The organism is Paenibacillus pectinilyticus (assembly GCF_001700435.1).
GTDB classification, from domain to species: domain Bacteria; phylum Bacillota; class Bacilli; order Paenibacillales; family NBRC-103111; genus Paenibacillus_E; species Paenibacillus_E pectinilyticus.
Map to the genome: position 1 here is coordinate 1 of NZ_LYPC01000016.1, position 24,809 is coordinate 24,809.

Below are 24,809 nucleotides of genomic sequence, written 5' to 3' on the forward strand. Positions count from 1 at the left end.
AAGGATAAACCCGCTCGACTTGCATGTATTAGGCACGCCGCCAGCGTTCGTCCTGAGCCAGGATCAAACTCTCCATAATAGCGGACGATCGCTCGTCCTATCTGAAAGCTTAATTGCTCATTTTGATGCTAGCGAGATTTTACAATCTCATTTATAGTCGATTACTCGACTGTGCTTACTCACTCGTTGTTCAGTTTTCAAAGATCAATTTCTTTCGCTCACTGCCGTGTTACCGAAGCAGCGAGAAGTAATATACCATGTTTACTTTTAATGTGCAACTACTTTTTTTCGAGTTACTTTCAGTTACTCTCGCCTGCCTCTCTTGCGGCCGGAGTGATAATATAGCATGTATGCCAACCCAATTGCAATGTATTAATTTCCCAAACTACAATTATTTTTAAAAGAAACTTCTCTCAATCTGTTTTCTATTTAACGGGGATTGGCACAACAACTATTAGGTAACAGATAATTTTTGAAATAGTAGAAGTTATTTCACTTGAATGCATAGCTTTTGGTAATCGGGCTCGTATCCGAAGAGCCGCTTGATTCACCGATATCCGGATTCACCGTGTAGAGCGTCAGCCGGATCGGGCTGCCGAACAACTGATCGGATATCCGCTGAATTTCCGCCATGCGGTGATCAGCGTTATTGCGCGTTTGCTCCAGCGCGGCACGAATGCCTGTCTGAGTGACTACCGTCCGAGACTTAACAAGCATCGTATAAGAGGCGTAACCTATCGCAATGTCCGTGACCAGCACGAGCAAGAGATAAGGAATCATCATTTTATACGTAAAAGGCATGTATTTGCTTCTGAAGAATACGCGTGCCATAGTAAGCCAACCCTTTCGCAGAACATTACATGTTCAGTTTAGCGTATACGTGCGCGTCTAGAATATACAGGAAAACAACGAAAAGGGTATAACATCAACGATTTATAAACTGAATTCAGTACCGTTAGCAGACTTTATGACAACCAATTATTCACAGGATAAAAACAGATAGGATCCTAATAATAATGTAGGCTTTTAAGGGGTTTCCCTTGCCAAGATAGATACATTAGGAGGGACTTTAACAATGAATCAATTCGGACAGCAACACCTAAACAATGCATCTCAATCGTCCTATTCAAACGGATACGGTAATTCTATGACATCGCAGGAACCAGTCATTTCTCATTACGGCGGCTATCAAACACAGAATTCCCAGCACAACCTACACCCTAACCAGGCAGCCCAAATGAATGCCTACTCTCAAAGCGCTTCACAGCCGGTCATTTCCCATTATGGCGGCTACCAAGCTCAGAATTCCCAGCATAATAACATGCAGGCCAACCATGCAGCTCAAATGAATGCTTACTCTCAAAGCACTTACCAGCCGGTCATTTCCCATTATGGCGGCTACCAAGCTCAGAATTCCCAATACCCTAACCAGGCAGCCCAAATGCATGCTTACTCTCAAAGTACTTCACAGCCGGTCATTTCCCATTACAGCGGTTACCAGGCACAGAATTCACAGAGCGGCATGCACCCTAACCATGTATCCCAAATGCATGCTTACTCACAAAATGCTTCACAACCGGTCATTTCCCATTATGGCGGCTACCAAGCTCAGAATTCCCAACATCCTAACCAGGCAGCCCAAATGAATGCCTACTCTCAAAGCGCTTCACAGCCGGTCATTTCTCATTATGGCGGCTATCAGGCACCGAATTCCCAGCACAGCGGATACCCACAACATGGATTCATGCAATCATCACAGCCAGTTATCGCACACTACGGGTATACCAGTAACTAATGTAGTCGAATAAGTATAAAGAAGACCTTCATCTCTCGTGTTTAGGAGATGAAGGTCCTCTTTTATTAGCAAAGTTACAAGATGAATACGGGATACTTACAGCAGTGATTCTGCGCCGTCAATGAACAACTCCGTACCCGTAATATGGTTAGAAATGTCTGAGGCAAGGAAAGCTACCAGATTGGCAACTTGCTCAGGCTGTCCAGGTGAATGTTCCAATGGCTGGTTACCCTGCGGGTATTGGATTGGAATTTTAATTTTCTCGAGTTCTGCCGTAGGCTCTGTATTTTCTCCAATATTGGTCTTAATCGAGCCTGGGCAGATGGCGTTGACGCGTATTTTGTAGCGAGCCAATTCTAACGCGGCCATTTTGGCGAATGCGAGTTGCCCTGCCTTTGATGTGCTATAAGCCGTCATCCCGAACCCTGAGAAGGTGCGGCTTCCATTGATGGAACTCGTGATGACTATGCTGCCGCCCATTTCTTTCATATGCGGAATCGCATGTTTAACGCAAAGGAACGTTCCCTTTAGATTGACAGAAAGTGTATGATCCCAATCCTCTAGCTTCATATCTTCAATCGGCGCCAAAACCCCATTGATACCCGCATTGGCAAAGACAAGATGTATGCGCCCCCAGGTCTTTGCTGTTTGCTCAAACGCCTCTTCAACCCGCTTCGAATCAGAGATGTCAATCTCAACCGTTATAACCTGGCCGCCTGCCAGTTCTATCTCTTGTTTCGTCTCTTCTAGTCGGTCGTCCTTCAAATCCACAAGACATACCTTCATTCCTTGCTGCGCTAGAAGCAGGGCGGCTGCACGTCCAATACCGGATCCCGCTCCGGTAATCACGGCAACCTTGTCCTTTAAACCCGGAAGTACCATCAGAGATTGCTGCAATGTTTGCATGGCAGTGTTCACTCCTTACCTGTATGAGTAGTTTAAAAGAAACCTAGCTGCCAGATCAGGCTAATGTTTCAATATCCTTTTAATAGCCTGATCCTCTTTCTTATTAAAAATACTATACCCATGCTCCGCATCATTCAAACGCAATCCATGACTGATAAGTTTAGGATTTAGAAATTACAAAAAGGGTTGAAGGCCCCATCAAGCCCTACAGCGCCCAAGGCTGAGTCGTCGTTGTCAATTCCTCGCCTGACTCAACAGCTGATTGCATGATAATCGCTAAATAATTATCCTGCAGTGCTTCTGCCAAGTCATAGCATGACGGTCCACCCTGTACGTAGTTAGCCATTTTAGACAAACTAGTAGCGATGGCGATCTCTTCATCGGATAATCGACCGGGGACAAATGGATTTTCATACACCCAATCCTCATTAGCTGTGATCCCTTGATGATAATAACCTTCTAAGTTACCGTTATGACCGCTGTCGACTCTTCGGAAATTGCCGGAGATAGGCGTCTTGTAATTCCTCAAATACCGGAACGTATCATCCGATAATTCCCCATGGCTTCCACGAACGAGGACACGATTATGACGAATCCAAGAGAAGTACTGATCACCTGTAAAATCAAACACAGCCAGTTGGTTTCCGAAGCGAAGCGAAGCGATATCCTGCACCGAATCGCCTATCACTTCACTTTCAGGGGGGCCATAACGCCCCGGGCCTTTTACGATCTTTGAGGTAAAGCTCTGCCCTTTGACGACAGCGTTCTCAAAGTTAATACCCAGCAACTTTCGTATCAAACTGATGCCATGATAACCGTGAGCGGCCGATACTTGCACCTGAGAAACGTCACCCAATTTACCTGATCTCACAAAAGCAATACGTGCAGCATGCATCGGCTGATACAAATATTGTTCAGCTACTTGTACACGCCCCTTAAGTTTGCTGATCGACTGGTACAAGGCAATCATCCCAGTGATGTCATTAGCTGGTGGTGTCTCTGTCAATACTGGAATGTTCCGTTCCGCCAGCTCTATTGTGCAGACTGGTAAAGCATCCTTAGGAACAGAAACGACCACGAACATAAAAGGACCGCTTGAAACGAAGGACTCTATATCTCGGTAGGTTTTCACTCCCCATTTCTCTTCGATCTCCCTCCCACGTTCCTCGTCACGGACAAGCATCGAACGGACAATGAAACGATCAGGCAGCAATTTCGCAATCCGCAAATAAAATTCTGCTCTCCACCCTCTACCTACAATGCCGAATTCTATTAAAGACATAACTTCTCCCTCGCTTTTCGTTTAAATCCTAAAGAATGTCCAACCAGCTATTGTAAATCTTGCATCGTATAAGTGAGCCTTATTATAGGCTTCTTGATTTCATCTATACATGGATATAAATGATTTCATTATGGAGTTTTGTTAGGTAAGTTTAATGAATAAATCCTCAAATACTTTATCTCTATCAATATAATGAACGTAACGTATGAAATGTCTCGAAGCATCCACGCTCCAACGAAAATCTTCGGATACAATCGGGCTATGCACCAACTCGTTAGGTGTCCAATTTTGTTCAACAAGGTAGGCGATTGTTGCTATATCCCAGATAACTCTTGATTTAGCATAATGCTCCTTCATGCAGTTGAGATATGTTTCATACAAGTATTCGCCTACTTTACCTCTGTCTTTCACATAGTCTTTGATCTCCGATAATGTGGTCTGTAAATGTGAGGCAACGCCCATACAAGGAATTAGTACTAGTGGTACTCCGCAATTTAATACAGTTCGCGATGCATGCAGATCTTGAAATAGATTGAATTCTTTCGTATCCGACCAATGCAGCGCATGACCCCCAAGCCAAACAACGACGATCTTCTCAATAATCCTAGGCTCCATAAGTATAGCTGAAGCGACGTTCGTGATAGCCCCAATAGCAACCACATAAAGTGGATCGTCCTCCTCAGAGGCCATCGCGCGTTCTACTAAGTTCCGTGCAGCTTCGCTTTCAACAGGTGTATCAGGTCCTGGAAGATACTTTTCTGATCCACGATAAATCGGCGTATTCGCCATTTCCGGTACAATGGAAGCAATTTTCTTCAGCTCCAAAAAGCTTTTTTCCATGCCATCAGCAGGGCCAGTAGATAATTCATTAAAGAATGGTGCAGCATAGAAGGCTTCGACTTGCAGTCTTTCCTTCGATTTCAGTGCATAAACAACAGCGAATTGATCATCAATTTCATTAAAGGTGTCCGTATCTAAGACCATCCGAATTTTCCCCTGCGGTTTTTCCAAACGTTTCAGTAGTTTTTCTTGTGATAAAAAGTTAACCATACATGAATCACTCCTAATTGTTTGTTATTTCTTCTCCAGAATCTTGAAACTCCCGTTAATTTATTCTATGATTTGGATACTAAAAATAACTAATCCCCAATTCATACATCAAATATAGCTTAATAACATAAAACTTAATTCCACGATTTGGCTATTGTTTTATATGATTCGGCTAATCCACAACTTAGGGGGACAACGAATGATAAGCAATCTTGAATTTCTTTATCATACGAAACGGTTTAGTGAAACTTATATTCCCATGCATCAACATTCCTGTTATGAACTAGTTTATTACCAATCTGGATCGGGCACGACATGCCTTGCAGAAATCGATTATCGGTACGATCCGAACACGTTTACACTCATTCGCCCCGGCACTTGGCATGACGAGCGTCATACCGTAGACACAGATGTGCTTTTCATCGGATTTCAGATTCACAATCCATCCTTTCAATTAAGTGATGGCATGCTTGTAGAAACCCCAGATTACAAGATTAAAGGGCTTTTGCATAACATACATGTCGAATTTCAAAACAAAAGGCCTCATTACCACTTGCAGCTAGATTTGCTGCTTAGTACTTTGATCATTGAACTGAAACGAATGCAACACCTATCAGAGTCAAACGCGAAAGACGATAAGCTCATCTATGTTCGCAATTATATCAATGAACATTTTAAACAAAAGCTACATATTGAAACGCTTGCTTCCATGGCGGATTATAGCTACGATCGTTTCCGTCATTTATTCAAAGAAACGTATGGTGTTTCTCCAGGCGAATATATATTGAGTAAACGCATTAAACATGCGAGCGAGCTTCTCCGTCATACACATATATCCATAACTTCAATTGCTTTGGAGTGCGGATTTTCCACAGACGCGCAATTCTGCACGTTATTTAAACGAGAGCTGGGTCAGACGCCTCGTACATATCGCAATCTCAAATCCGTCATTTCATAAATGGATGGATATGTGACTCCAGGTCACATTTTGAGGACAAAACAAAAAAAGATCTGTCCCTGGATTTAGACATCCATGACGACAGACCTGACTACTCACATTCTCCAGCTTGCTTCTCCAGAAACGCACGAATGGAAGGATCCATGCACAATCCGATAGCGCGGCTATATGCGGCACGGGCTTGTTCGAATCTATGCATCCGCTTAAACAAATGGGCGCTTAGGGCCCAATATGGTTGATAGCTCTTGACCGCATCGGCCGGTACTTCTTCCAGCAGTACCAACCCGATTTCGGCTCCACGCACCTCCGCAACGGCTGCCGCCCGGCCGACGATTGCGCCGATCGTTGGCGCGATCCGCACAAGCCCCTCGTACAGCAACGCGATCGCTTCCCACTCCGTTCGGCCAGTCCGGGCACGCTGGGCGTGCACGGATTGAATTGCCGCTTCAAGCTGGAACCGCCCGATGCGATTCCCTTCCGCGGCAACACGCAGGCAATGCTCCGCTTCCTCGATCATCGTGACTGACCAACGAGAATGATCCTGTTCAGTAATCGGAACGTAGTCCCCTGCCTCATTGCGCCGCACATGACGGCGTGCTTCGCAGTGCAGCATAAGCGCCATTAATCCCAGCGCTTCCGGTTCCCCTGGCATGAATTGTAAGATCAGCCTTCCCATAAAAATCACTTCTTCGGCCATTCCTTTCCGGCGTGAATCTACGCCGGCCAAATCATCCCACCCGCTTCCATAGGCTGCGTAGATAGCTTCAAGCACAGCTTCAAGGCGTTCAGGCCATTCATCCTTCCCAGGCAATTCGAAAATAATGTCATCGCTTTTCAGTTTCGCTTTCGCTCGGGTAAGCCGCTGCCCCATCGTGGCAGGCTTAACAACGAAAGCAGAAGCAATGCGGGCTGCATCAAGGCCTAGCACGGACTGGAGCATGAGCGGTGTACGCATGGCTGGATCAATCTCGGGATGCGCGCAAATAAAAAGCATCTTGAGCCTTTCATCCGGAAAAGAGGCTTCGAGATCGGCCCATTGCTGCGTGTTTTTCGCCATTTCAATCAAAGTCTGCTCCGCACCGGCATGCACGCGGTCATGCCGGGTACCGTCGATCAGCTTGCGCCGCGCAGCAGTAAGCAGCCAAGCTTCGGGCTTATCCGGCACTCCGGTCGCCGGCCATGATTCCAGCGCGGCCAGGAAAGCATCGGCAAGCGCATCCTCCGCTGCGGCTAGGTCACGCCAGCGCACAGCCAGAAAAGCAACCAGACGGCCGTAGGAATCACGGGCCGTCTGTTCAATTAGTTGATGAGCATGTGTGGGGCTCATAACGAAACTGGATGCAAGTTTGGGCGGACCTCAACCGAGCTGCCGGGACAACGTGCTGCCCATTCCAATGCGGTATCCAAATCGGGTACGTCGATGATCATCAAACCGCCAAGATGCTCCTTCGTTTCGGTGATCGGGCCATCCTGAACCAGCAATTGACCACCTCTAAGGCTCAGCGTGGTTGCGGTTTCGGGCGCCTCGAGACCTGCACCGTTTACAACAATGCCTGCATCGAGCATCGCTTTGACATAATGGGCCCAGCTTGCGGCATATGCCTCCTTGTGTTCCGGATCGTTTCGTTTGGCGAAATCCTCTGTCGTTTCATACATGAGCAGTGTGTAATTCATGGTTATTGCTCCTCTCAACATTCATAATGGGGTTGTGTCCTGTCTTCACTATAATGACGATCCAGTTAGATGGATTTCTACATCATCCGAAAAAATTTTTTTTGAATGTTAAATGTCCCGCTGTCGCCTGCTACCAATTCGGATCCGGAGATCATCTAAAAGGCGCCCTAATGGGCGCCCCGATTCATTCTTATACTGCTTCCGTATATCGTTTGAAACTATTCAGAATCGCTTGCCAACCCGCCTGTTGGAATTCAACGGGGTTCATGCTCTCGGGATCGAAGATTTCAACGACCTTCGTAGCCTCGCCTTGATCGACGAACGTAATATCCACTTTCCGTCCGTCTCCCAATGTGTAGCCAATCGTCTCATACGGCTTCACTTCGTCGTATATTCCGCTATAATCAAAACCCATGCTGCCATCCTTCGCTTCCATCCTTGTTAGGAATTCGCCGCCGGCCCGCAAATCGTTCTCTGCTCTTGGCGCATGCCAGTCCTCGGAAGGTTGATACCACTTCGTAATGTGGTCCGGCTCCGTCCAATAACTCCATACTTTTGACAAAGGGGCTTGAACGACGATCTCTACGGTTACTTTCGTTGAATTGCTTGTTTCCATTGTGAAGGACACCTCTTTACGGGAATTTTGTTTCTCACTAATATAGACGAATGCCAATCTCTAAATTCATCGGTCTATTTGTTCAGGAAGCCCTAATTGGGAAAATAATTTTGTATTTATGAAATTTTGAACATGCAATATCCGATTATCTCTCACTTCAATCACGTAAACGCCCCAAGGCACCAAGACCGATGCCTCCTTATCCGGCACATACTGCGCCAGAGCGGGATAACCGCCATTCACTGTAGTTGGCAAAAATTTGGAGCCCTCGCAATGCCAGCGCGTAAGCGCAAAAAACGCGGACAAATCTTCTTGCCCGCTTATCCACATGGCAAAAGGCGGCATGGACATACAGCCTTCCTCATGGAACAATGACACAAGTGCATGGATATCGAATTGCTCAAATGCTTCGACATACCGCGAGAGAAGATTCTGGTCGGGATTGACATCCATCCTACTAATTTCGTCGGAACGAAGCCGCGTTCGGTCCATCGTCTCCCTGGCTCGTTGCAGAGCGCTGTTCGCCGCTGCCGGCGACATTCCCAACGTCTCCGCAATTTGTTTCGAAGACCATTCAAAGACATCCTTCAGAATAAGAACCGCACGTTGACGAGGCGGCAAGGTTTGCAAGAGTGCAATAAAGCAGAGCTGAAGGGTATCCTTGCGAACGAGAGCATCTTCCGGATCCCCCCCAAATTCGGGTGAGGGCCAAATCCAAGACGATTCTGGCAGCATTTCGTTCGGTTCGACAATCTTTATCGCTGGGTCAGATAGATCAACGGGAAGTACACGGCGCTTCGCTTGCCTCAGCTTGTCCAGGCATAAGTTCGACGCTATGCGGTAGATCCATGTTTTAATGGATGAATCCTGTCTGAATCGATCCCAGCTCTGCCATACCCGAATATAGGTTTCCTGTACAGCATCATCCGCATCATCAATGGATCCCAACATGCGATAACAATACGAGGTTAACCCTGGCTTGTAGCTCTCAATTAACTTCATATCAAAAGCGGCTTCGTTCATCTTCGCCTCCTTAGGTCGATCTACTTGAAACGTCCTCCTTCCATCATATTCGAAACATCTGGCAGCCACAAGGCGAAACAGCTACATCATCCTTCGAGGTGTGGCCGGAACTGAACTATGGGAGACGCATGCAGGCAACGTTAAAATAGTGTCTAACTATTCGCTATAGATAAAATGATGCATGATTGAATTACTCGAGACGCAAATGGTCACACTCTGGTTATTACTGTAAGTTCCTGTAATAAAATAGTAGATCGGAGTCAAATCTGAATCATCTGGCGGGATTTGTTTTCGTTCCTCATTACTAAGTATCCTTATAATAAATGTTTCATCAACATGAACCAGATGATATTTCTCATATGCAACAATCTTCGCTTGATCTGGTGTAACTTTGGGACCTATTACTTGGCAAGACTCAGACGAGTTATGCGTATATAAGGTGACTGTGGACGTTTCAGGATTATATTCAATCGAACCTGCGATTTGATTGGCAATAAACCGAATGGGTGCGTATAGATGACCGTTGTAGTTCAAAGTAGCGTATTCGTCTTCGGTTTCAACCTGTTTTGAATTAATAACGTAATGAACTGTCTGAAAAACAGGATCAGATACTGCGCTATAACCGGACGCATCGCTTGAATTTGAAAGGAAAATCAGTATGGTGACAATGAATAACAACCTTTTCATGAAAGCACTCCTTCATAAGTAACTAATAATTGAACATTAAATTGACCCTATTGGTTTCACTCCACTATTCATTTAGACGTTCAAAATTTACAAAAGTTCCACGATTTTACATTACCCACAGATTAAATGTTACTCACTTAAACTCCACAATGTTTGGTAACAAAAAAAGTCCCGGACCGCGTCCTGTCGCTCCATAAAGGAACTTCAGACTCGCGATCCGAGACTTTATTCAGCTTGGCTATTACTTTTTGATCGATTTCATGATCACAGTAACGGCTTCAGCACGCGTAGCGTTCGCTTGCGGCTTGAATGAACCGTCGCTATAGCCGTCGATCAGATGGCTAGCCGATGCAGAAGCAACGGCGCTTTGTGCCCATTCGGAGATCGCTGTGCGATCCGTGAATGTAAGGCCAGTCGATGCTGCAGGCAGCTTGGCTGCACGTACGATCATCGCCGCCATTTGCTCGCGCGTGATTTTATCATCCGGTCCAAAAGAGCTGTCGCTGTAGCCGGAGATGATGTCATAGGCTGCCGCTGTTTCAATTGCTTTGCGAGCCCAGTGATTGTTCGTGTCAGCAAAGCCTTTGCCACTCTTCTCTTGAAGCTTGAATGCTTTGACGAGAATCGATGCAAATTCTGCACGGGTAATCGTACGATCCGGCCCGAAGGTGCCGTCCGGATAGCCCTCGATCGCTCCAGCTTGAATGAGCTCGCGAATATTCGCTTCCGCCCAGTGGCCGGCGATATCGGACAGGGTGCCTTTACCTGTAGAACCGGTATTCGTTGGATCCGTCGGTTGCTTATCTGTTGCTAATACGGCGAATTTCGTGAAGTGGTTGACTTTGCCGCTAACCATCGCCTGGTCTTTATCGACGCTTGGGTTGCTGAGTGCATTCCACTTCTTCGCTGTCTCATCGTACCAGTAGACTGCTGCGTCCGACTTGGCCAGATCTACCTTGGTCGTGTCGAACGGCAAGCTAATGGTTACATTAGCAGTAAAATCATTCGTGAAATCTTTCTTGATCTCAAACACATCGCTGATTAGCTTACCAGCAGCGCTCTTCAGCATTTCATCGGTATTTGTTACTTTCTCAACCGTTACACGGAAATCCGTTTTTGCCGCTCCAGCTGGAATCACGATAGTTACACCGTTATCCTTCACCGTTCCTCCGTTAGTAGCGAGGATCAGAGTGCCGCTAGGCGTGTAACCACCACCAGATGAGGTGTTGTTAGTCACTTCATAGCTTACGAACTGGGTAAAGTGCTTCGTCCAGATGACCAGGTCGGAACCTACCGTAATCATGGCTTCCGCACCGGCAGGAAGAAGATCCGCTTCTGCCTGCGTATCCGTCAGAAGAGTCGTCGTTATCGGCATAAACACGCCGTTTCGTACGAACCCAGCCTTTTTGCCGACTTGGTTAGGGATCAGCAGTCGTACGGCTTTGTCGAAGGTCAAGGTCATGCCTGGCACACCGACTTCGAGGACCGCGTTCACCTTACCGTTGCTTACGGAAACGCTCGAGTTATCTTGAACCTGCGGCAGCTTGATCGAGCCGTCCCAAGTGAGTGGAGCGGAAATCTTGACTCCGTCTGGAATGCTTACACTAACTTTCCCCAAAGTAGTGTCAGCGTTGGCTTCCACAAGAGGCACCGTCACTTGCTTGCTGTCGCCTTCAACAACAGGCGTCACTGCGATGCTGGCGTTCGTCACACCTGCAGGGATGGATAGCGTAACCGGCTTATCCGTTATTTGTACAGGTACATTTGTTACCGTTTGAATTTCTGCTCTAGTAATTTGAAGCGTGTATACCTTCGGTGTCGTTCCGTCTTGAGCTGTCACAGTTACAGTGATGGTGTTCAAGCCCTCAGACAGGTTAACTATTTTATTGCTTACAGCTTCACCATTGATTTCCACAACAGCCTTGGTATCTTCTGCTGCTGCACTTATTGTGGCGCTGATTACGCTATTGCCTACGTTAGCTGAATAATCGGTTTGATTCGACTTGAGGCTGATGGTTGAATTGTTCAGCTTCAGCGATGCAAGGTTGGCATTCGAGCTAGCCGCAGCATTGACTGTTAATGTGTATGCATTGGTTAGTACGCCATAGGTTGCTGTAATGACAGTCTGACCTTTGCTGATTGCGGTGATTTGCCCGCTCGTACTGTCGACTCCCGCAACCGCCGTGGCGCTGCTCGTAAAGATAACTCCCGATGTCGCATTTAGCTTCGTAGTACCGTAAGTTGCTTCAACAACAGAGCTCTCGCCCACGATCATCGTCAATGGACCATTAATCGTTAATCGTTCTTCTGTTGAAACAATTGCATTGTTAAATGTTACTGTTGCTGTCGCCAATGCACGCACTTGCGCATCTGCTTGCACTTGTGTTGCATTCGCATCCGATTGTACTGCTACGGCTGCTGTAATTGCACTTTGGAGCGCATCATGACCCGCTTGTGATACATCGCCATTAGCAGCACCTACCGTTTTGCTTCCGAGCAGTGTCTGCGCATTGGTAATTGCAGTGTTTAATAAGGTTTTATCCACAGTTAACGAAACGTTCAAGATCTCGGAACGGTCTCTAACTCTGATTCTCGGGTGCATATCCGAATCGCTGGAAACCTCGCCGATAGAAGCCAAACCGACTACGGAAACACTTGCTCCATCTGTAACGAACGGAAGCGTTGTACCCTTTGTAATGTATCCGTTAATGACGACAATTGCCGGGCCGGACCCATCATTAATCGTAAATTGGTTAATGGTTCCGTCAGTGTCTTTATACACATCTGACACGACACCCTGTGTTTTCACCAAAAGTCCGGTATTCACGGATGACATGGAAACAGCTGTCGAAAGTGTAGTAGGCGCGAATTTTTGGATACTTGGATCCAAAACAGTGATTTTGCTGACCGTCAATTCTACTTCACCTTGATAATGCGTGATTTTACCTTCAAATCTTGCCTTTTGTCCTTCTTGAATGCCTGAGGCAACTGGGAATAGATTAATACCACCCGTTGCGTCCTGCGCATAAATAGTATCGAAAAAGCCTTTGTTTGTATCAGGATTTGCGCTTTGGGTATTCACCTCACTCGTTGCTGTTGCTTCAATGATGACATCTGTCCCATCTGGCAGACTCTTGGCATTAGCAATACTTGTGATCGTCATTGGATTAACCATTTTATAAAGATTATCCATTAAATTGTAATTGGCATAAGGCAATGTTCCTGCATTGTCTAAAGCTACTTGTATTTCGAAGTTACTCATGAATGATCCACCGGCAACGACGACAAGCGAAGTTTTACCGTTCGGATGCGTAACAGTTTCAGATGCCGCCAGCAGCTTTTCTTCTGGGTTCGTAGCAACCTTGCTGTTTGGATTTACATATTTCGGTATATAAAGCCCTTGTGAATTACTAATTCCCTTATCGGCTTTATACGTTCCAACTGTGACATAAGGAAAAGTAGGTTTGGTTGTTCCGTACCCAAAGTTGTCATTGTCAGTTTCCGCCGAATACGTGGTTGGGAAGCCAAAAACAAGCGGGCTGACCGTTGTTGGCAGCGTTGAGGTTCTCTCGCCAGTCACCGGATCTACAGCGTAAATTGTTGAGCCAGAGTATTGGCTATAGGTCTGTCCGTCGACAACACCTTGCAGTAACGGATTAGCCATATTGAACTCTGTCGGATACAAACGATATACTGATCCTCCGTTTTTATCATCGTCCATCACCTCATCGTCGCCTTCGCGCAGCGTGGAACCGAGGGCTGCTAGGACATCATTCTGTAGCTCTGACATATGTTTCTTCGGTGAAGCAGGATCAGCATTTGTGGATTCCCCATAGTCCGCAACAACTCCGAAGACAAGCGTGTTTCCATTTTCCGAAAATGCTTTCAACGCTGCAATTTCCGCCACCGTGTAATTTGTCGGAGTCGGCCATGCGGTAACGCTTTTTCTTGATGGAGCATTCAAAATAATCATTTTGTATTTAGGATTGCTGGTAGCAGCGATTAAATCCGCTGACGTATTCAACTGTACAACTCTCACACTGTTTGTACCCGCGAGAGTCATCATATTGGCCATTGAATTCGGATAGCTTCCTCCACTGACGTACTCATTGCCGTGTGAGGCATCAAGCCCGACATACGATACGGAGTTAATATCGACAACCTTCATTGTGCTGGTCGTCGTATAAGTCTTGTCGTCGCCGTTCACAGTAAGCACAGCACTGATCGTGACTGTTTTGGTTCCAGGGGTCGTCGGTGTATAGTTGAATACATGCTTCGCGACACCGGATGACGCGATGGTTGTGCCAGGCGTATACGTTTTGTTGGCTGCTGAATCTCCATCTACCGTATAAGAAACAGACTTAAGTGTGACAGGTGTACTCTCATTATTGAAGAAATTTGTTGTTACATCCAATGCCTCTGTTGTAACAGGCATGACTGAGCTGTTGCTTACCGAGGTAATTCCGACCTTCGGTGCTGAACCAAGCCATATCGGTGCGGTAACAGCTACAAAGCCCTGGTTGTCCGTGATGATCGCGAAGTAATAACCGGCAGAAGGCGTCGTCATCGAATATGTGTAATTAACGTCACTGGTTCCTACTGGATAAGTCTTCTTATCTACAATTTTTCCTCCGGAACTTAACAGCTGGACAGATGCGATATTACTGGTCTCTGTACCGGGGTTTTTATTGGTTGCTGTTACCGTAATGTTTGCGGCCGCTGGAGGAGCATTCAAAATAGCGCCCATGCTGTAGGTGTTCGTACCGTCGGACAGATGATAGGTGACATCCAAATCCCTGTTTTCTGTCGACCATACCGAACGGTCGTGCAATGCCGTATAAATTCCGCTCAATGTAAAATCGTTTGTGTAAACGACCGTCGCAGCGGTATTCGATGTTCCCCAACCCTTTTTATGATTATCGCCGTTATTTGTTGGGGCCACGTGCCAGCCTTTATCTAATGCCAAAATAAACTGGTCGACTGATCGGAAGTATCCGCCTGAGCCGATAGCGCCTTCGCCGTTGCCTGCTTCAACAAGCGTGACTTTATCATCAATCGCATTCTCATGATAACCAAAATCTGCAAAGTTACCGAATGTAGCTCCAGGATGATTCAATTGTGAAATGGAGCCCGGTGTACTCTCAAGCATTTGATAATACGTTTGAAGACCAGCATCATTTGTTTTGTTATTTAATGTCGCGTTGTTACGGCTAACAAAACCGGTTGTGTTAAACGTATTCATGTGACCAGGACCGCCAGACCATGTCATCTCATAACCGTAGTCGGTTATGTATGTAGGAGTGGCTGCGTCCGTCGCCGCCTTTTTGCCGGCAAGCCAAGGGGCGTTGGTTGTGTTGTAATCATTAATATTGCGATTCGTTGAGACGTCGTAAGTTGCTGTATCGTAAGAGTTGGAGTGGTCGGTTACGATAAAGAAATCAAATTTCCCCTGATCTCTTGCATACACGTACGCCTCTGGCAGGGTTCCTAAACCGTCCGAATTCGACGTATGCGCGTGAAGGGATCCATAATAGTTCTTTTCTCCACCGATTGCTTTCTTGGCCGTATAAGCGAAGTTTTCAGTAGCACTGTCCACATAGTTTTGAAGTGTTGCCTTTGCAACTATTCTAACTGGGAAATTGGAAGCATCCAATGTAATAGGATCTGTATAGATTTGATTGGCTGTACCCAACAGAGTACCGTCTGTGGAAGTAAAGGAATTTCTGTATACCGAATAAATGATCGTTGAATTCGTCGTAGCTGATGATAATACGATAGGTGTTGTGGGAATAATGGCAGAACTCCCTGGGGTTGCCAATACTTTTGCGACCTGGCTTTGTGTATAGGCAAAAGTTTGAGCCGCCGTTGTATAGCTGCCGTCTGACGCTGTTGCTATAATAGTTGCTTTGCCGTTTTGAAAGGCATCCACTGTAAGTTCAACTGAATTTGTTGCACTAGTTACAGGAGCGCCGCCATTTAAGCTATACGTGATTTTCGCGCCTGTTGTTGCTGTGGCAAGCGTTACCTTGGAATTTAACGGGATTGATGTTCCAGACGACACGCTGGTGTTCACAAAGTCAACAGTTGGTGTTGCCGTTGGCTCTAATTCAGACGTATTGGTGGTAATCAAATATGCTCCATTAAAAGGTGCAATCGTATTAAAATTTGCAATTGCTTTTGTAATATTTACATAACTACCTGTAACACCAACTGATGAGTTAAAACCCGGTGCCCGTAATACAACTGGTACACCAGCCTGGCTGATAGCATGATTGAAATAAGAAGTTGTTGTTCCCGCTACAGTATCAAGTTTTACCGTATCAACGGATACTAGCATCCCCTCGTATGTTCGGTCTGCAAGCTGACTTAACATAATTTTGGTCGGGGTTGGAAGAATCGGGCTACTGTTGCGCACAACGATATTGGAGGTGTTCACAGCATCTGGAACAATCTCCATCAAGCCGTTATACGGCGATGCTTTCCCATAGACATAGATTTCTTTGCCCACATAAGAAGAAAAGTCTGCGCCGGATTTATAAATAACAAGACCGCTGCCGGCATTCATTGCATCCTGAATGTATAAGGTCGTATTTCCGTTTAAGTACGTACCGGTGCCTTTTACCCAGGCATAACTCCCAGTAGCAAGCTTTTTCGCGTCAGCATTCGATGTAATAGTCTGCTGATTATAGGATAAGGTAACGACATCGGACGGCAGAAGCGTCGACTGCTTCGCTACAGCCTTAACAACAAACGGGTTGGTTCCTGAAAAACCTCCTTCAGAAAGAGCAGTGAAAGGCGCTGTGTATAATTTTGTGGAGCCGCCCACTGTTGTCGCCGGAGTTGTACCGTCTGTTGTGTAATAAATTTGTGCGGTTGGATCTACATTAGATAAAGTGATAGGAGTAGCATCTAATATTGCACCAGTTGTACTTGGTGATGCTGTTACGGCAGCTGTTGTATATGCTGGATCCTTGGCTCCGTAGAGTTGAATGTTGTTGATATTTACACCAGAACTACTGGATGTATTTGAACCGTTATTTTGGATATTAGAACTTTGAACGACTCTGATGTAGATTGAATCTAGGTTTTGAGCGGATGTTGGTAATGTCATTCCGTAATTTACTGAATTCGAGGTCTGATTCTTTACTGAAAAACCCGTAGTATTCTGGTTCCCGAAACGATTCCATGTACTACCATCCGGGCTCCATAGCGTATCAAAATCTCTTGGACCTGTCGCTGCGGAATACATCATAAAATTAAGTACTAGGTTGTTAAATCCTTTTGTTGATGTTTTAACCATCCAATAACTTGTATTCGCACTAACAAAGCCCAAACTTTTTAACGAGGAAGTAGAATAAGTAAAACCTGATGGTGTTATTTGAGTTGGAGTAGCTCCTTGATACAGTTGTAACAACGTTGTGGCATCTTTATAATAACCGCTTGTGGCGAAGATATCTCCATTTGCAGTGATACCCCCATTGGCAGTTGTCGGTAAAGCGCCTAAATTCCAGCTTGTGATTTCAGTATTTCCTGTTGTTGACTGCGGCGGGTTTACCGTATCATTTACCGTTGCCGCAAATGCTGTTGTTGCTGGTAATGTAGGTACTATGACGTTCACTAATAGTAAACATGACATACCTATACGCAACAGCGCTTTTTTTAATGCTCTCATATCCTCACTCCTTGTAATCATTTATTTATTGCAAAATCTTCGCATGAAATGAAAGAGTCTGAAGAGCCAGCAAAATGGCCTCCGCTTTGGCTCGCTGTCTCTCCGATTGTTCCATTTGTGCTAATATTTTCACAAACAGCCCCTAAGACAATGATAGAGACATTATCAAATGTCCCTTTTGGACGATCGCAATCATTTTACTTTATTGGGATCATCTGTAATTAACCAATGGTTTGGAAAGATAAATTGCATTCCAATAAGAATTAAACCTGAGAAAATATTCGTTCGACAAGCCACAGTCCGCCTAGGATCAGGGCCGTAGCAGAGCAAGCAACAGCCACGCGATTCGAATGCTTCCAGCGATAAAGAAGGGCTAATGCGGGCAGAACCAGCGCAACGATGGTGACCTGAACAGTTTCAATGCCTACATTAAAACTGATCAAATCCACCGCCAACTCACTCTTCGGAATGTTCATTTCCATTAAAATGTCCGCAAAACCCATCCCATGGATCAGCCCGAAAAAAAAGGTCAATACCCACCGGTAGCTGACTTTCTTGCGAATCAAATTGTCTAAAGCGACATAACAAATGCTCAGCGCAATGGCCGGTTCTACAATCCGGGAGGAAATATGGATCACACCTGTGACTGACAAGGCTAAGGTAATACTATGCGCGATTGTGAACGCTGTGATCGTCCCCGCATACTGCTTGAACGTTTGCCTTGCGATAAGCAAGGAGAATAGGAACAACAGGTGGTCGTATCCCGATAAAATATGATTCATCCCCAGCAAGAAAAAAGACAGCCAGCCGTCCGTCGTGCTTGACGAAGCTGCCTCCTCACTCTGCTTTTGCTGAGGCAACGCATCGCTCGACTGCAATCCAGCATAATCATTTTCCGTCATTTGCATCGTCCAGGTGCGGTTGTTGCCCGCGAGTGCCGCTGTGCTTTTCTGGGCTCCGTAATAAATCGTCATCAGGTTTACGTAATTGCTCGCTGTATCCTTCAAATACAATTGATCGGTCAGCTGGATCGACTGAGATGCCGCTACCGGTGGGAAGGAGACCTTCATAATCGCCTTTTTGCGATACATACCGAAGCTCTCAATTTGGGGCCACGCCACGCTTTCTCCGTTAATTTTCATAACGAGGTTGCTCTGCAGAGTCGCGAGCAGCTTCTGATCCACTGCAGCGAATTCCCCTGAATCGAGCGTTCCATCATGATTTATATCTCCACCCACCAACTCTATGACCGATAAGTCATCGAGTGCATAAGTAAGCTCCGTCTTGGATTTATAAAATTCCAATGTCGAATAAGTCGCGCTGTAGGCATGAGCATCCGCTCGATGTTCAAATGTCAGAAGCACTATTAGCGCCATGAAAATAGGAAGAAAGAAACGCCATCGAAACACCGCCATATTTGCCCTCCTTTTCTGTTTCTGCTTCTAGCTCTGCAGAAATCTGTAGTAATATTCGATGCCTACCAAATCTATCATTCATTTGTTATCCCAAGGTCAATTAGTTGTGATTAAATTATTAAGATCACTAGACTAACCCGTGTCCAGTTATTTACGAGGGCCCCAGATATATTGCCCGGTTCTACCGATATATCCAATCCTTCCATCTGACAAGCTTACTTTTGCAAGGCCATTTCTAAATTCTCCGGCTATATTGTGTTTTAAATAGTTGTCCTGATCTTTCGTAACAACCGGAGCAATACTAAGCTTCCCTTCCTTATTCATATACCCGCCAGCCCCATTAGCAATTGGAACTAAGCCTTCTGAAATCAAAGTTTCATCATAGCTATCATTTAAACTAGGGCCAATTTTAAAGGCTCCGGATTCATCTATATATCCGATTGAATATTGGTTGATGCTGTCGCCCACGCATACCTTTGCAAGCCCTTCTGAAAAATTGTATGCCCTTGTATATTTAGGTTCTATCTTCATGTTGCCCTTGGTATCAATATATCCGTACTCAACAGTAGACCGATCCTTATTCTGCACGGCTACGGCTGCTAATCCGCCAGAGAAGCTTTTGCCGGAAACATATGCACTAGCGTCAATCTGTACTTTTCCTGTTTTATCGATATACTGGTAGTGCTTATCCGTCTTTACTAAGGCTAAGCCATCTGAAAAGCTACTAGCTTCATAATATTGAATTGGAATGATAATTTTCCCAGAACGATCAATATACCCATACATTTCAGTTTTATCGTCTTGAACTAATATCAGATCTTCACTTTGCGTCTGCAAACCCGTCCCATTGAACAGCATAGAAACGATCTGCATTTCAGGAGGTAACGTGTATAAAATCTTACCCTTTCTATCCAGGAGGAAATAGGTGAGATCATACGTCATCGCATCTACTTGAATCGCTCCGGCAACACCTTCGTTATACTTGGTTATATATGAAAAATCCGGCTTTACTACCATTTTTCCTGTCGTATCGATGGCACCATATTTTACAGTATCTTGCTCCTTCATATCTTTACTGCTAGCTGAATCATTATTTAATAGAACAATCGCAACACCATCATGAAAATCATCAGCCCACGCATAAGTGGGTTCTACGACGATCTTCCCCATTTTATTGATATAGCCCCATTTTCCATCGACTTGTACCGGGTATAACAATGTTTTTTCATTGTTCTTCTTATTTATAGCTAGAATACCTATGATGATCGCTGCCACAATAAAAATTATAATTAACATCCAAATGATGCTTTTCTTCATTCTGCTAGTCCTCCTATACTCCCAAAATCAATTGCTACTCTAATTCTATTAACTTTTGTTTTGGTTACATAAGCTGAATATTAAGCTTTGGTAAAGAATTTCGACATGTTCTGACAAAAACTTTCAAGAAAGTCATGTAATAATCAGCAGGTACCTCGGGTTTTTATATAAACCTTGATGTTTGAGATTTCTCTGAATCGGGTATGTAAGAATAGGGCTTTTAGCTGCTTTTGCCATCATTCAGGAGGTGTTCGTAATGAGTAATTCTATTCAACTATTAGACCGTACCGGTAAATTAAAACAGATCAGAAAGCAAGGGCAAATTCCGGCAGTCGTATACAGCAGCAGAATGAAAAGCGAGCATGTAGCTGTTGAGGAGAAAGTAATCCGCGCCGCACTTAAAAGCAATGCACACGCGATTCTGGAAGTCATCCTGCCTTCCAAGAAGAAGCATCCCGTGATGATTCATCAAGTTCAAAAGGACAGTTTAAGCGGACAATTGATGCATATCGATTTTCTGCAAATCAATATGAAAGAGAAGCTTGATACTGTTGTGGCCGTTCATTTTAGAGGAGAGCCCGTCGGTACCAAAGAAGGCGGCATGCTGCAGATTGAGATGCATGAGGTCATGATTCGCTGTATGCCAAATAAGCTGCCAAGTTCATTAGATGTGGATATCAGCAAGCTGAGCATAGGCGACAAATTGCATGTGTCCGACTTGGATGCGGGCAAGGATGTAGAAATATTAACAGATCCGGAAACAATTCTTGTAACTATCCTGGCAGCTCAGAAGCTAGATGAAACACTTGAGCCTGCAGCCGAAGAACCTCAAGCAGATTCAAATGCCACGGTAGCATAAAGCAAGGTAGAAGTTTAATCTTTGTCCATCACAACGAATATGAGGCAGCCGATCATGATGGTCGGCTGCCTCAGTGTCTTTATTGATCTATCGTTTTCCTCATATAACTTTAAATCATTCCTGCTATCACTCAGAATCCGCCTGACCAATAAATAAGAACAGGAAGATAAAGAAAGCTCGCAGCTGTCGTCATTGCTACATTGACTGAGACTAGTTCCTTGTCTCCCCCGTATTTCTCCATAAGCACCACAGAATTAATTGCGGAAGGCATAGAAGACTGTACGAACAATACCGATGCTTCAAGACCGTGAAGTCCGAGCAGATGAATGGTCACCAGAGACAGTAAAGGCACACCTACAATTCGCATTACGATCGAAATCCACAGTTCCCGTCGCATGCTGGCACGCCAGTTTGTTTTCTTAAGCTGCATACCTAGCATGAGCAGAACGATAGCCGCATAAGCCCCGCCAATCAGTTCGAGGCCGGCATTTAAGCTTTTCGGTAACGGGATTTGGAACAAATACAGGATCAAGCCTACAACAGCTGCATAGATCAGCGGGTTCCGTACCATTTTAGCAGCAGCTTGACGTGGACTGAAAGAACTGCGAGAAGCAATATACATGCCAAGCGTATTCACGAGTACGATATGAAGTACCACATTCGTGACGCCAATGGCGAAGCCCGTATTTCCAAAGGCAAGAAGCAATAGAGGCAACCCATAATTGTTGGAATTGGCAAATATCGTCGTCAGTTCCATGGCCCGTAATGAAGGCGTATTAAAGCGAAATAATTTCCCTACACCCAGGGAAGCTACCCAGCAAAGAATCGTCTGTATCACGGTAAATAAGGCAATGTGGGCAAAGGATGAGCTATTCAGATTGCTGCCCGAGACAGCACGCAAGATGAGACAAGGCGAGAGCACAAACAAGCTCAAATCCGCCAGCACCTTCGCATCAGGCGACTTGTACGTCTGATACAGAAATCCAAGAAAGCATGCAAGTAGAATCGGTACACTTACCGTCCCAAACAAAGATATATAACTGCTCATGATAATGACCTCTTTCAATTAAACGATTTGAACGAACTAACTTTACAGCAGGGATTCAATAGCAGAATCTATATCGGTCTAATCAAAACCTTGAAACGGTCCTTGCTGCAAATGGACATGTTAAATTCCTCCTTGGATCTTAGCTTTTATTTGTTGAATACATCATATATTCAAATCACTTATTGGTCTAATATATAATGAATATAATCTTAATAGGTAAAAACAATAAGATTTCTTCGTAACACGTATTACTCAATTGAATGATTAATTAAGCATTTACCTTTACAAGAAGGCAAAAATGATCACTTAATCAAAATCCTGTCCACTGTTCGATCCTGACTTGGCTTTATATAATTCAGAGGTATCGAACTGAATAGGATGGAGGGATTATTATCAACGCCTCGATTAAAACTGTGCATATCGTATTCAAAACGCATTTGGACATCGGCTTCACCGATCTTGCCCAAAACGTGATCGACCAATATAGCCAATCGTTTATCCCCAAAGCCATCGAATTAGCCCAACGGATGTCGGAAGAAAGCGGCCACGAGCGTTTCATCTGGACGACAGGTTCGTGGCTCATTCGCCATTATTTAGACCATGCAGCTCCCACTGATGTCACCAGGATGGAAGAAGCCATCCGCAAAGGGCACATCGTTTGGCACGGGCTGCCGTTCACCACGCATACAGAGCTGATGGACAAACCGCTGTTCGAATTCGGGCTATCCATCGGCAAGCGGCTCGACGAAACGTACGGGAAATCAACCATCGCGTCCAAAATGACAGACGTACCTGGACATACCATTGGTATCGTCCCTTTACTCGCTGGAGCTGGCATTCGTTACTTGCATCTGGGAACGAACCCCGCTTCTAAGGCTCCGGACGTTCCTTCCGCCTTCGTCTGGAGAGCCAAGGACGGGTCCGAAATTATCGTCAATTACCACGATTCCTACGGTAGCGCGATGGAGATTCCCGGCTTCGATGACGCTCTTTATTTTGCCCATACGCTAGATAACGTCGGCCCGCCATCCAGGGAAGATATACACGCCTTGTATTGCAGTTTGGGAGAGCAATATCCTGGGGCTGTCATCGAGGCATCAACGATGGACGCGTTTGCCGCTAAATTGTGGGCATGGAAAGATTCCCTACCCGTTGTAACGGAAGAAATTGGCGATTCGTGGATTTACGGTGCAGCCAGCGACCCCAGCAAAATCGCGGCATACCGAGAAATGCTCCGTTTGCGGGATAGATGGGTTTCCGAAGGGCGGCTCGTCCCGGGCTCCGATGAATATGAGAACTATTGTCTCGCCCTGCTCCTCGTTCCCGAGCATACTTGGGGTATGGAAATCAAAAAGTTTATGCCAGATTTTGTAAACTACGCGAAGTCCGATTTTGCGGCAGCGAGAGAGAGAGACGTGATCGGAGACAACCTGTTTCCGTTAACGTACGAATATACAAGCCGCTGGTCTTCGGGGCATAAGGAGAAAACGGGAAAAAGCTTCTTCTCCTATAGTGAGGTGGAACGTTCGTGGGAGGAGCAACGACAGTACATCCAATCGGCATTGGCGTCACTCTCGGCGGACAAACGTCGCGAAGCCCATATAGCCTTACAAGCACATCTCCCTGTACGCGCCTCTTTATCGGACTACAGTCCAATCGCGATCGGCAGCTCGTACCGTCTCGGCCAGTTCGATGTTACCTTCGCACCTGATGGGTCGATATGCTCCCTGAAAGACAGCCATAACCGAACATGGGCTGATGATCATTTCCGTATTGGAGGCTATACCTACCAAACGTTCGGTTTGTCGGACTATCAGCGTTGGTACAAGCAATATCACACGTACTGGGAGCGGAACGCTGATTGGGTTACTGGCGATTTCGGCAAACCGGCATTTGAATTCGCGAAGCCAACTCCAGCGAATCGGACGTTCGCTCCGCATGTGGAAGCAATCACCGTGCAGCATGCCAACGACGCCGACTTCGTCGTCGCTCGGCTTCGCATGCCTGCAGAAGCCTGTGACATCCAAGGAGCACCGCGAGAGCTCGAGCTGTCGTATCGCTTTGACCGTGACCAGGCAGTCGTCGAGATTTCTCTCGCTTGGTTCAACAAAGATGCACATCGCTTGCCAGAAGCTAGCTGGTTCTCGATCGCCCCGATTGTGAATAATGCTAATCTCTGGCGAATGGACAAAGTCGGATCACACTTGTCACCTTTGGAAGTCGTCAAAGACGGCAACCGCAGCATGCACGCGATCGAGTCGAAGCTGACGTATTATGGAGCGGAAGGAACAGCGTCAATCGAAACGTTGGACGCCCCCGTTGTCTCGATCGGGAAGCCTCGTCTTCTCCAATTTGACAATACATTCGCTGACATGAACGGCGGGTTTCACTTTAACCTCCACAACAATGTCTGGGGAACCAACTTCCGGATGTGGTACGAAGAAGACTCACGCTTCCGATTCAGGCTGGTGTTGGATTCGAACTAACGCAACAAAATAGACCAAGGC

General features: G+C 45.7%; 17 protein-coding genes and 1 rRNA gene. 4 read left to right on the forward strand and 14 right to left on the reverse strand.

The genetic code is table 11. From position 1 onward, the window contains the following. A 16S ribosomal RNA gene (locus A8709_RS12170) occupies positions 1-79 on the reverse strand; the annotation flags it as partial. 413 nt (positions 80-492) lie between these two features. Continuing rightward, positions 493-831, reverse strand: coding sequence for a hypothetical protein (locus A8709_RS12175; protein WP_065852675.1), 339 nt, complete (start codon positions 829-831; stop codon positions 493-495). A 244-nt stretch (positions 832-1,075) separates the two neighbouring features. Here A8709_RS12175 and A8709_RS12180 point away from each other — a divergent pair, with 244 nt between their 5' ends. After that, positions 1,076-1,795 carry a hypothetical protein gene (locus A8709_RS12180; RefSeq protein ID WP_065852676.1) on the forward strand — a complete coding sequence of 240 codons (720 nt, stop codon included), beginning with the start codon at positions 1,076-1,078 and terminating at the stop codon, positions 1,793-1,795. Positions 1,796-1,891: 96 nt separating this feature from the next. Here A8709_RS12180 and A8709_RS12185 read toward each other — a convergent pair whose 3' ends face one another. The 3 genes from A8709_RS12185 to A8709_RS12195 all read right to left on the reverse strand — a co-directional run bounded on the left by A8709_RS12185 (position 1,892) and on the right by A8709_RS12195 (position 5,033). Further along, positions 1,892-2,701 (reverse strand): SDR family oxidoreductase, encoded by an 810-nt coding sequence (locus A8709_RS12185; RefSeq protein ID WP_244163169.1) that lies wholly within the window; start codon positions 2,699-2,701, stop codon positions 1,892-1,894. Positions 2,702-2,906: 205 nt separating this feature from the next. Further along, positions 2,907-3,983 (reverse strand): Gfo/Idh/MocA family protein, encoded by a 1,077-nt coding sequence (locus tag A8709_RS12190; protein ID WP_065852677.1) that lies wholly within the window; start codon positions 3,981-3,983, stop codon positions 2,907-2,909. A gap of 141 nt (positions 3,984-4,124) precedes the next feature. Further along, on the reverse strand, positions 4,125-5,033 hold the full coding sequence (locus A8709_RS12195) for a nucleoside hydrolase (protein WP_065852678.1): 909 nt from the start codon (positions 5,031-5,033) through the stop codon (positions 4,125-4,127). Positions 5,034-5,232: 199 nt separating this feature from the next. Here A8709_RS12195 and A8709_RS12200 point away from each other — a divergent pair, with 199 nt between their 5' ends. Beyond that, on the forward strand, positions 5,233-5,991 hold the full coding sequence (locus A8709_RS12200) for a helix-turn-helix transcriptional regulator (protein WP_065852679.1): 759 nt from the start codon (positions 5,233-5,235) through the stop codon (positions 5,989-5,991). A gap of 91 nt (positions 5,992-6,082) precedes the next feature. On the opposite strand, the gene A8709_RS12205 is transcribed toward A8709_RS12200, so the two are convergent. The 8 genes from A8709_RS12205 to A8709_RS12240 form a co-directional block, all read right to left on the reverse strand. Next, on the reverse strand, positions 6,083-7,318 hold the full coding sequence (locus tag A8709_RS12205) for an RNA polymerase sigma factor (protein ID WP_065852680.1): 1,236 nt from the start codon (positions 7,316-7,318) through the stop codon (positions 6,083-6,085). Next, positions 7,315-7,665, reverse strand: a complete 351-nt coding sequence (locus tag A8709_RS12210; protein WP_065852681.1) for a YciI family protein — start codon at positions 7,663-7,665, stop codon at positions 7,315-7,317. The genes A8709_RS12205 and A8709_RS12210 overlap by 4 nt, the downstream gene beginning before the upstream one ends. Before the next feature lie 190 nt (positions 7,666-7,855). Then, positions 7,856-8,281: an SRPBCC family protein gene (locus A8709_RS12215; protein ID WP_065852682.1), complete on the reverse strand. Its 426-nt coding sequence runs from the start codon at positions 8,279-8,281 to the stop codon at positions 7,856-7,858. A gap of 66 nt (positions 8,282-8,347) precedes the next feature. Further along, on the reverse strand, positions 8,348-9,373 hold the full coding sequence (locus tag A8709_RS12220) for a sigma-70 family RNA polymerase sigma factor (RefSeq protein WP_425262323.1): 1,026 nt from the start codon (positions 9,371-9,373) through the stop codon (positions 8,348-8,350). A gap of 87 nt (positions 9,374-9,460) precedes the next feature. After that, a complete protein-coding gene (locus tag A8709_RS12225; RefSeq protein WP_065852684.1) occupies positions 9,461-9,991 on the reverse strand; it encodes a stalk domain-containing protein in 531 nt (176 codons plus the stop codon). Positions 9,992-10,232: 241 nt separating this feature from the next. After that, a complete protein-coding gene (locus A8709_RS12230) occupies positions 10,233-17,663 on the reverse strand; it encodes an S-layer homology domain-containing protein (RefSeq protein WP_065852685.1) in 7,431 nt (2,476 codons plus the stop codon). A 263-nt stretch (positions 17,664-17,926) separates the two neighbouring features. Further along, positions 17,927-19,078: a HupE/UreJ family protein gene (locus tag A8709_RS12235; RefSeq protein ID WP_065852686.1), complete on the reverse strand. Its 1,152-nt coding sequence runs from the start codon at positions 19,076-19,078 to the stop codon at positions 17,927-17,929. Positions 19,079-19,225: 147 nt separating this feature from the next. Then, positions 19,226-20,395, reverse strand: a complete 1,170-nt coding sequence (locus tag A8709_RS12240) for a WG repeat-containing protein (RefSeq protein WP_065852687.1) — start codon at positions 20,393-20,395, stop codon at positions 19,226-19,228. 256 nt (positions 20,396-20,651) lie between these two features. Here A8709_RS12240 and A8709_RS12245 point away from each other — a divergent pair, with 256 nt between their 5' ends. Then, positions 20,652-21,254: a 50S ribosomal protein L25 gene (locus tag A8709_RS12245; protein WP_065852688.1), complete on the forward strand. Its 603-nt coding sequence runs from the start codon at positions 20,652-20,654 to the stop codon at positions 21,252-21,254. 130 nt (positions 21,255-21,384) lie between these two features. On the opposite strand, the gene A8709_RS12250 is transcribed toward A8709_RS12245, so the two are convergent. Beyond that, complete coding sequence (locus A8709_RS12250) at positions 21,385-22,302, reverse strand: AEC family transporter (protein WP_065852689.1); 918 nt, start codon at positions 22,300-22,302, stop codon at positions 21,385-21,387. Between the two features lie 413 nt (positions 22,303-22,715). Between A8709_RS12250 and A8709_RS12255 the strand changes: the two genes are divergently transcribed. Next, positions 22,716-24,788: a DUF5054 domain-containing protein gene (locus A8709_RS12255; RefSeq protein WP_244163170.1), complete on the forward strand. Its 2,073-nt coding sequence runs from the start codon at positions 22,716-22,718 to the stop codon at positions 24,786-24,788. Positions 24,789-24,809 lie beyond the last annotated feature (21 nt).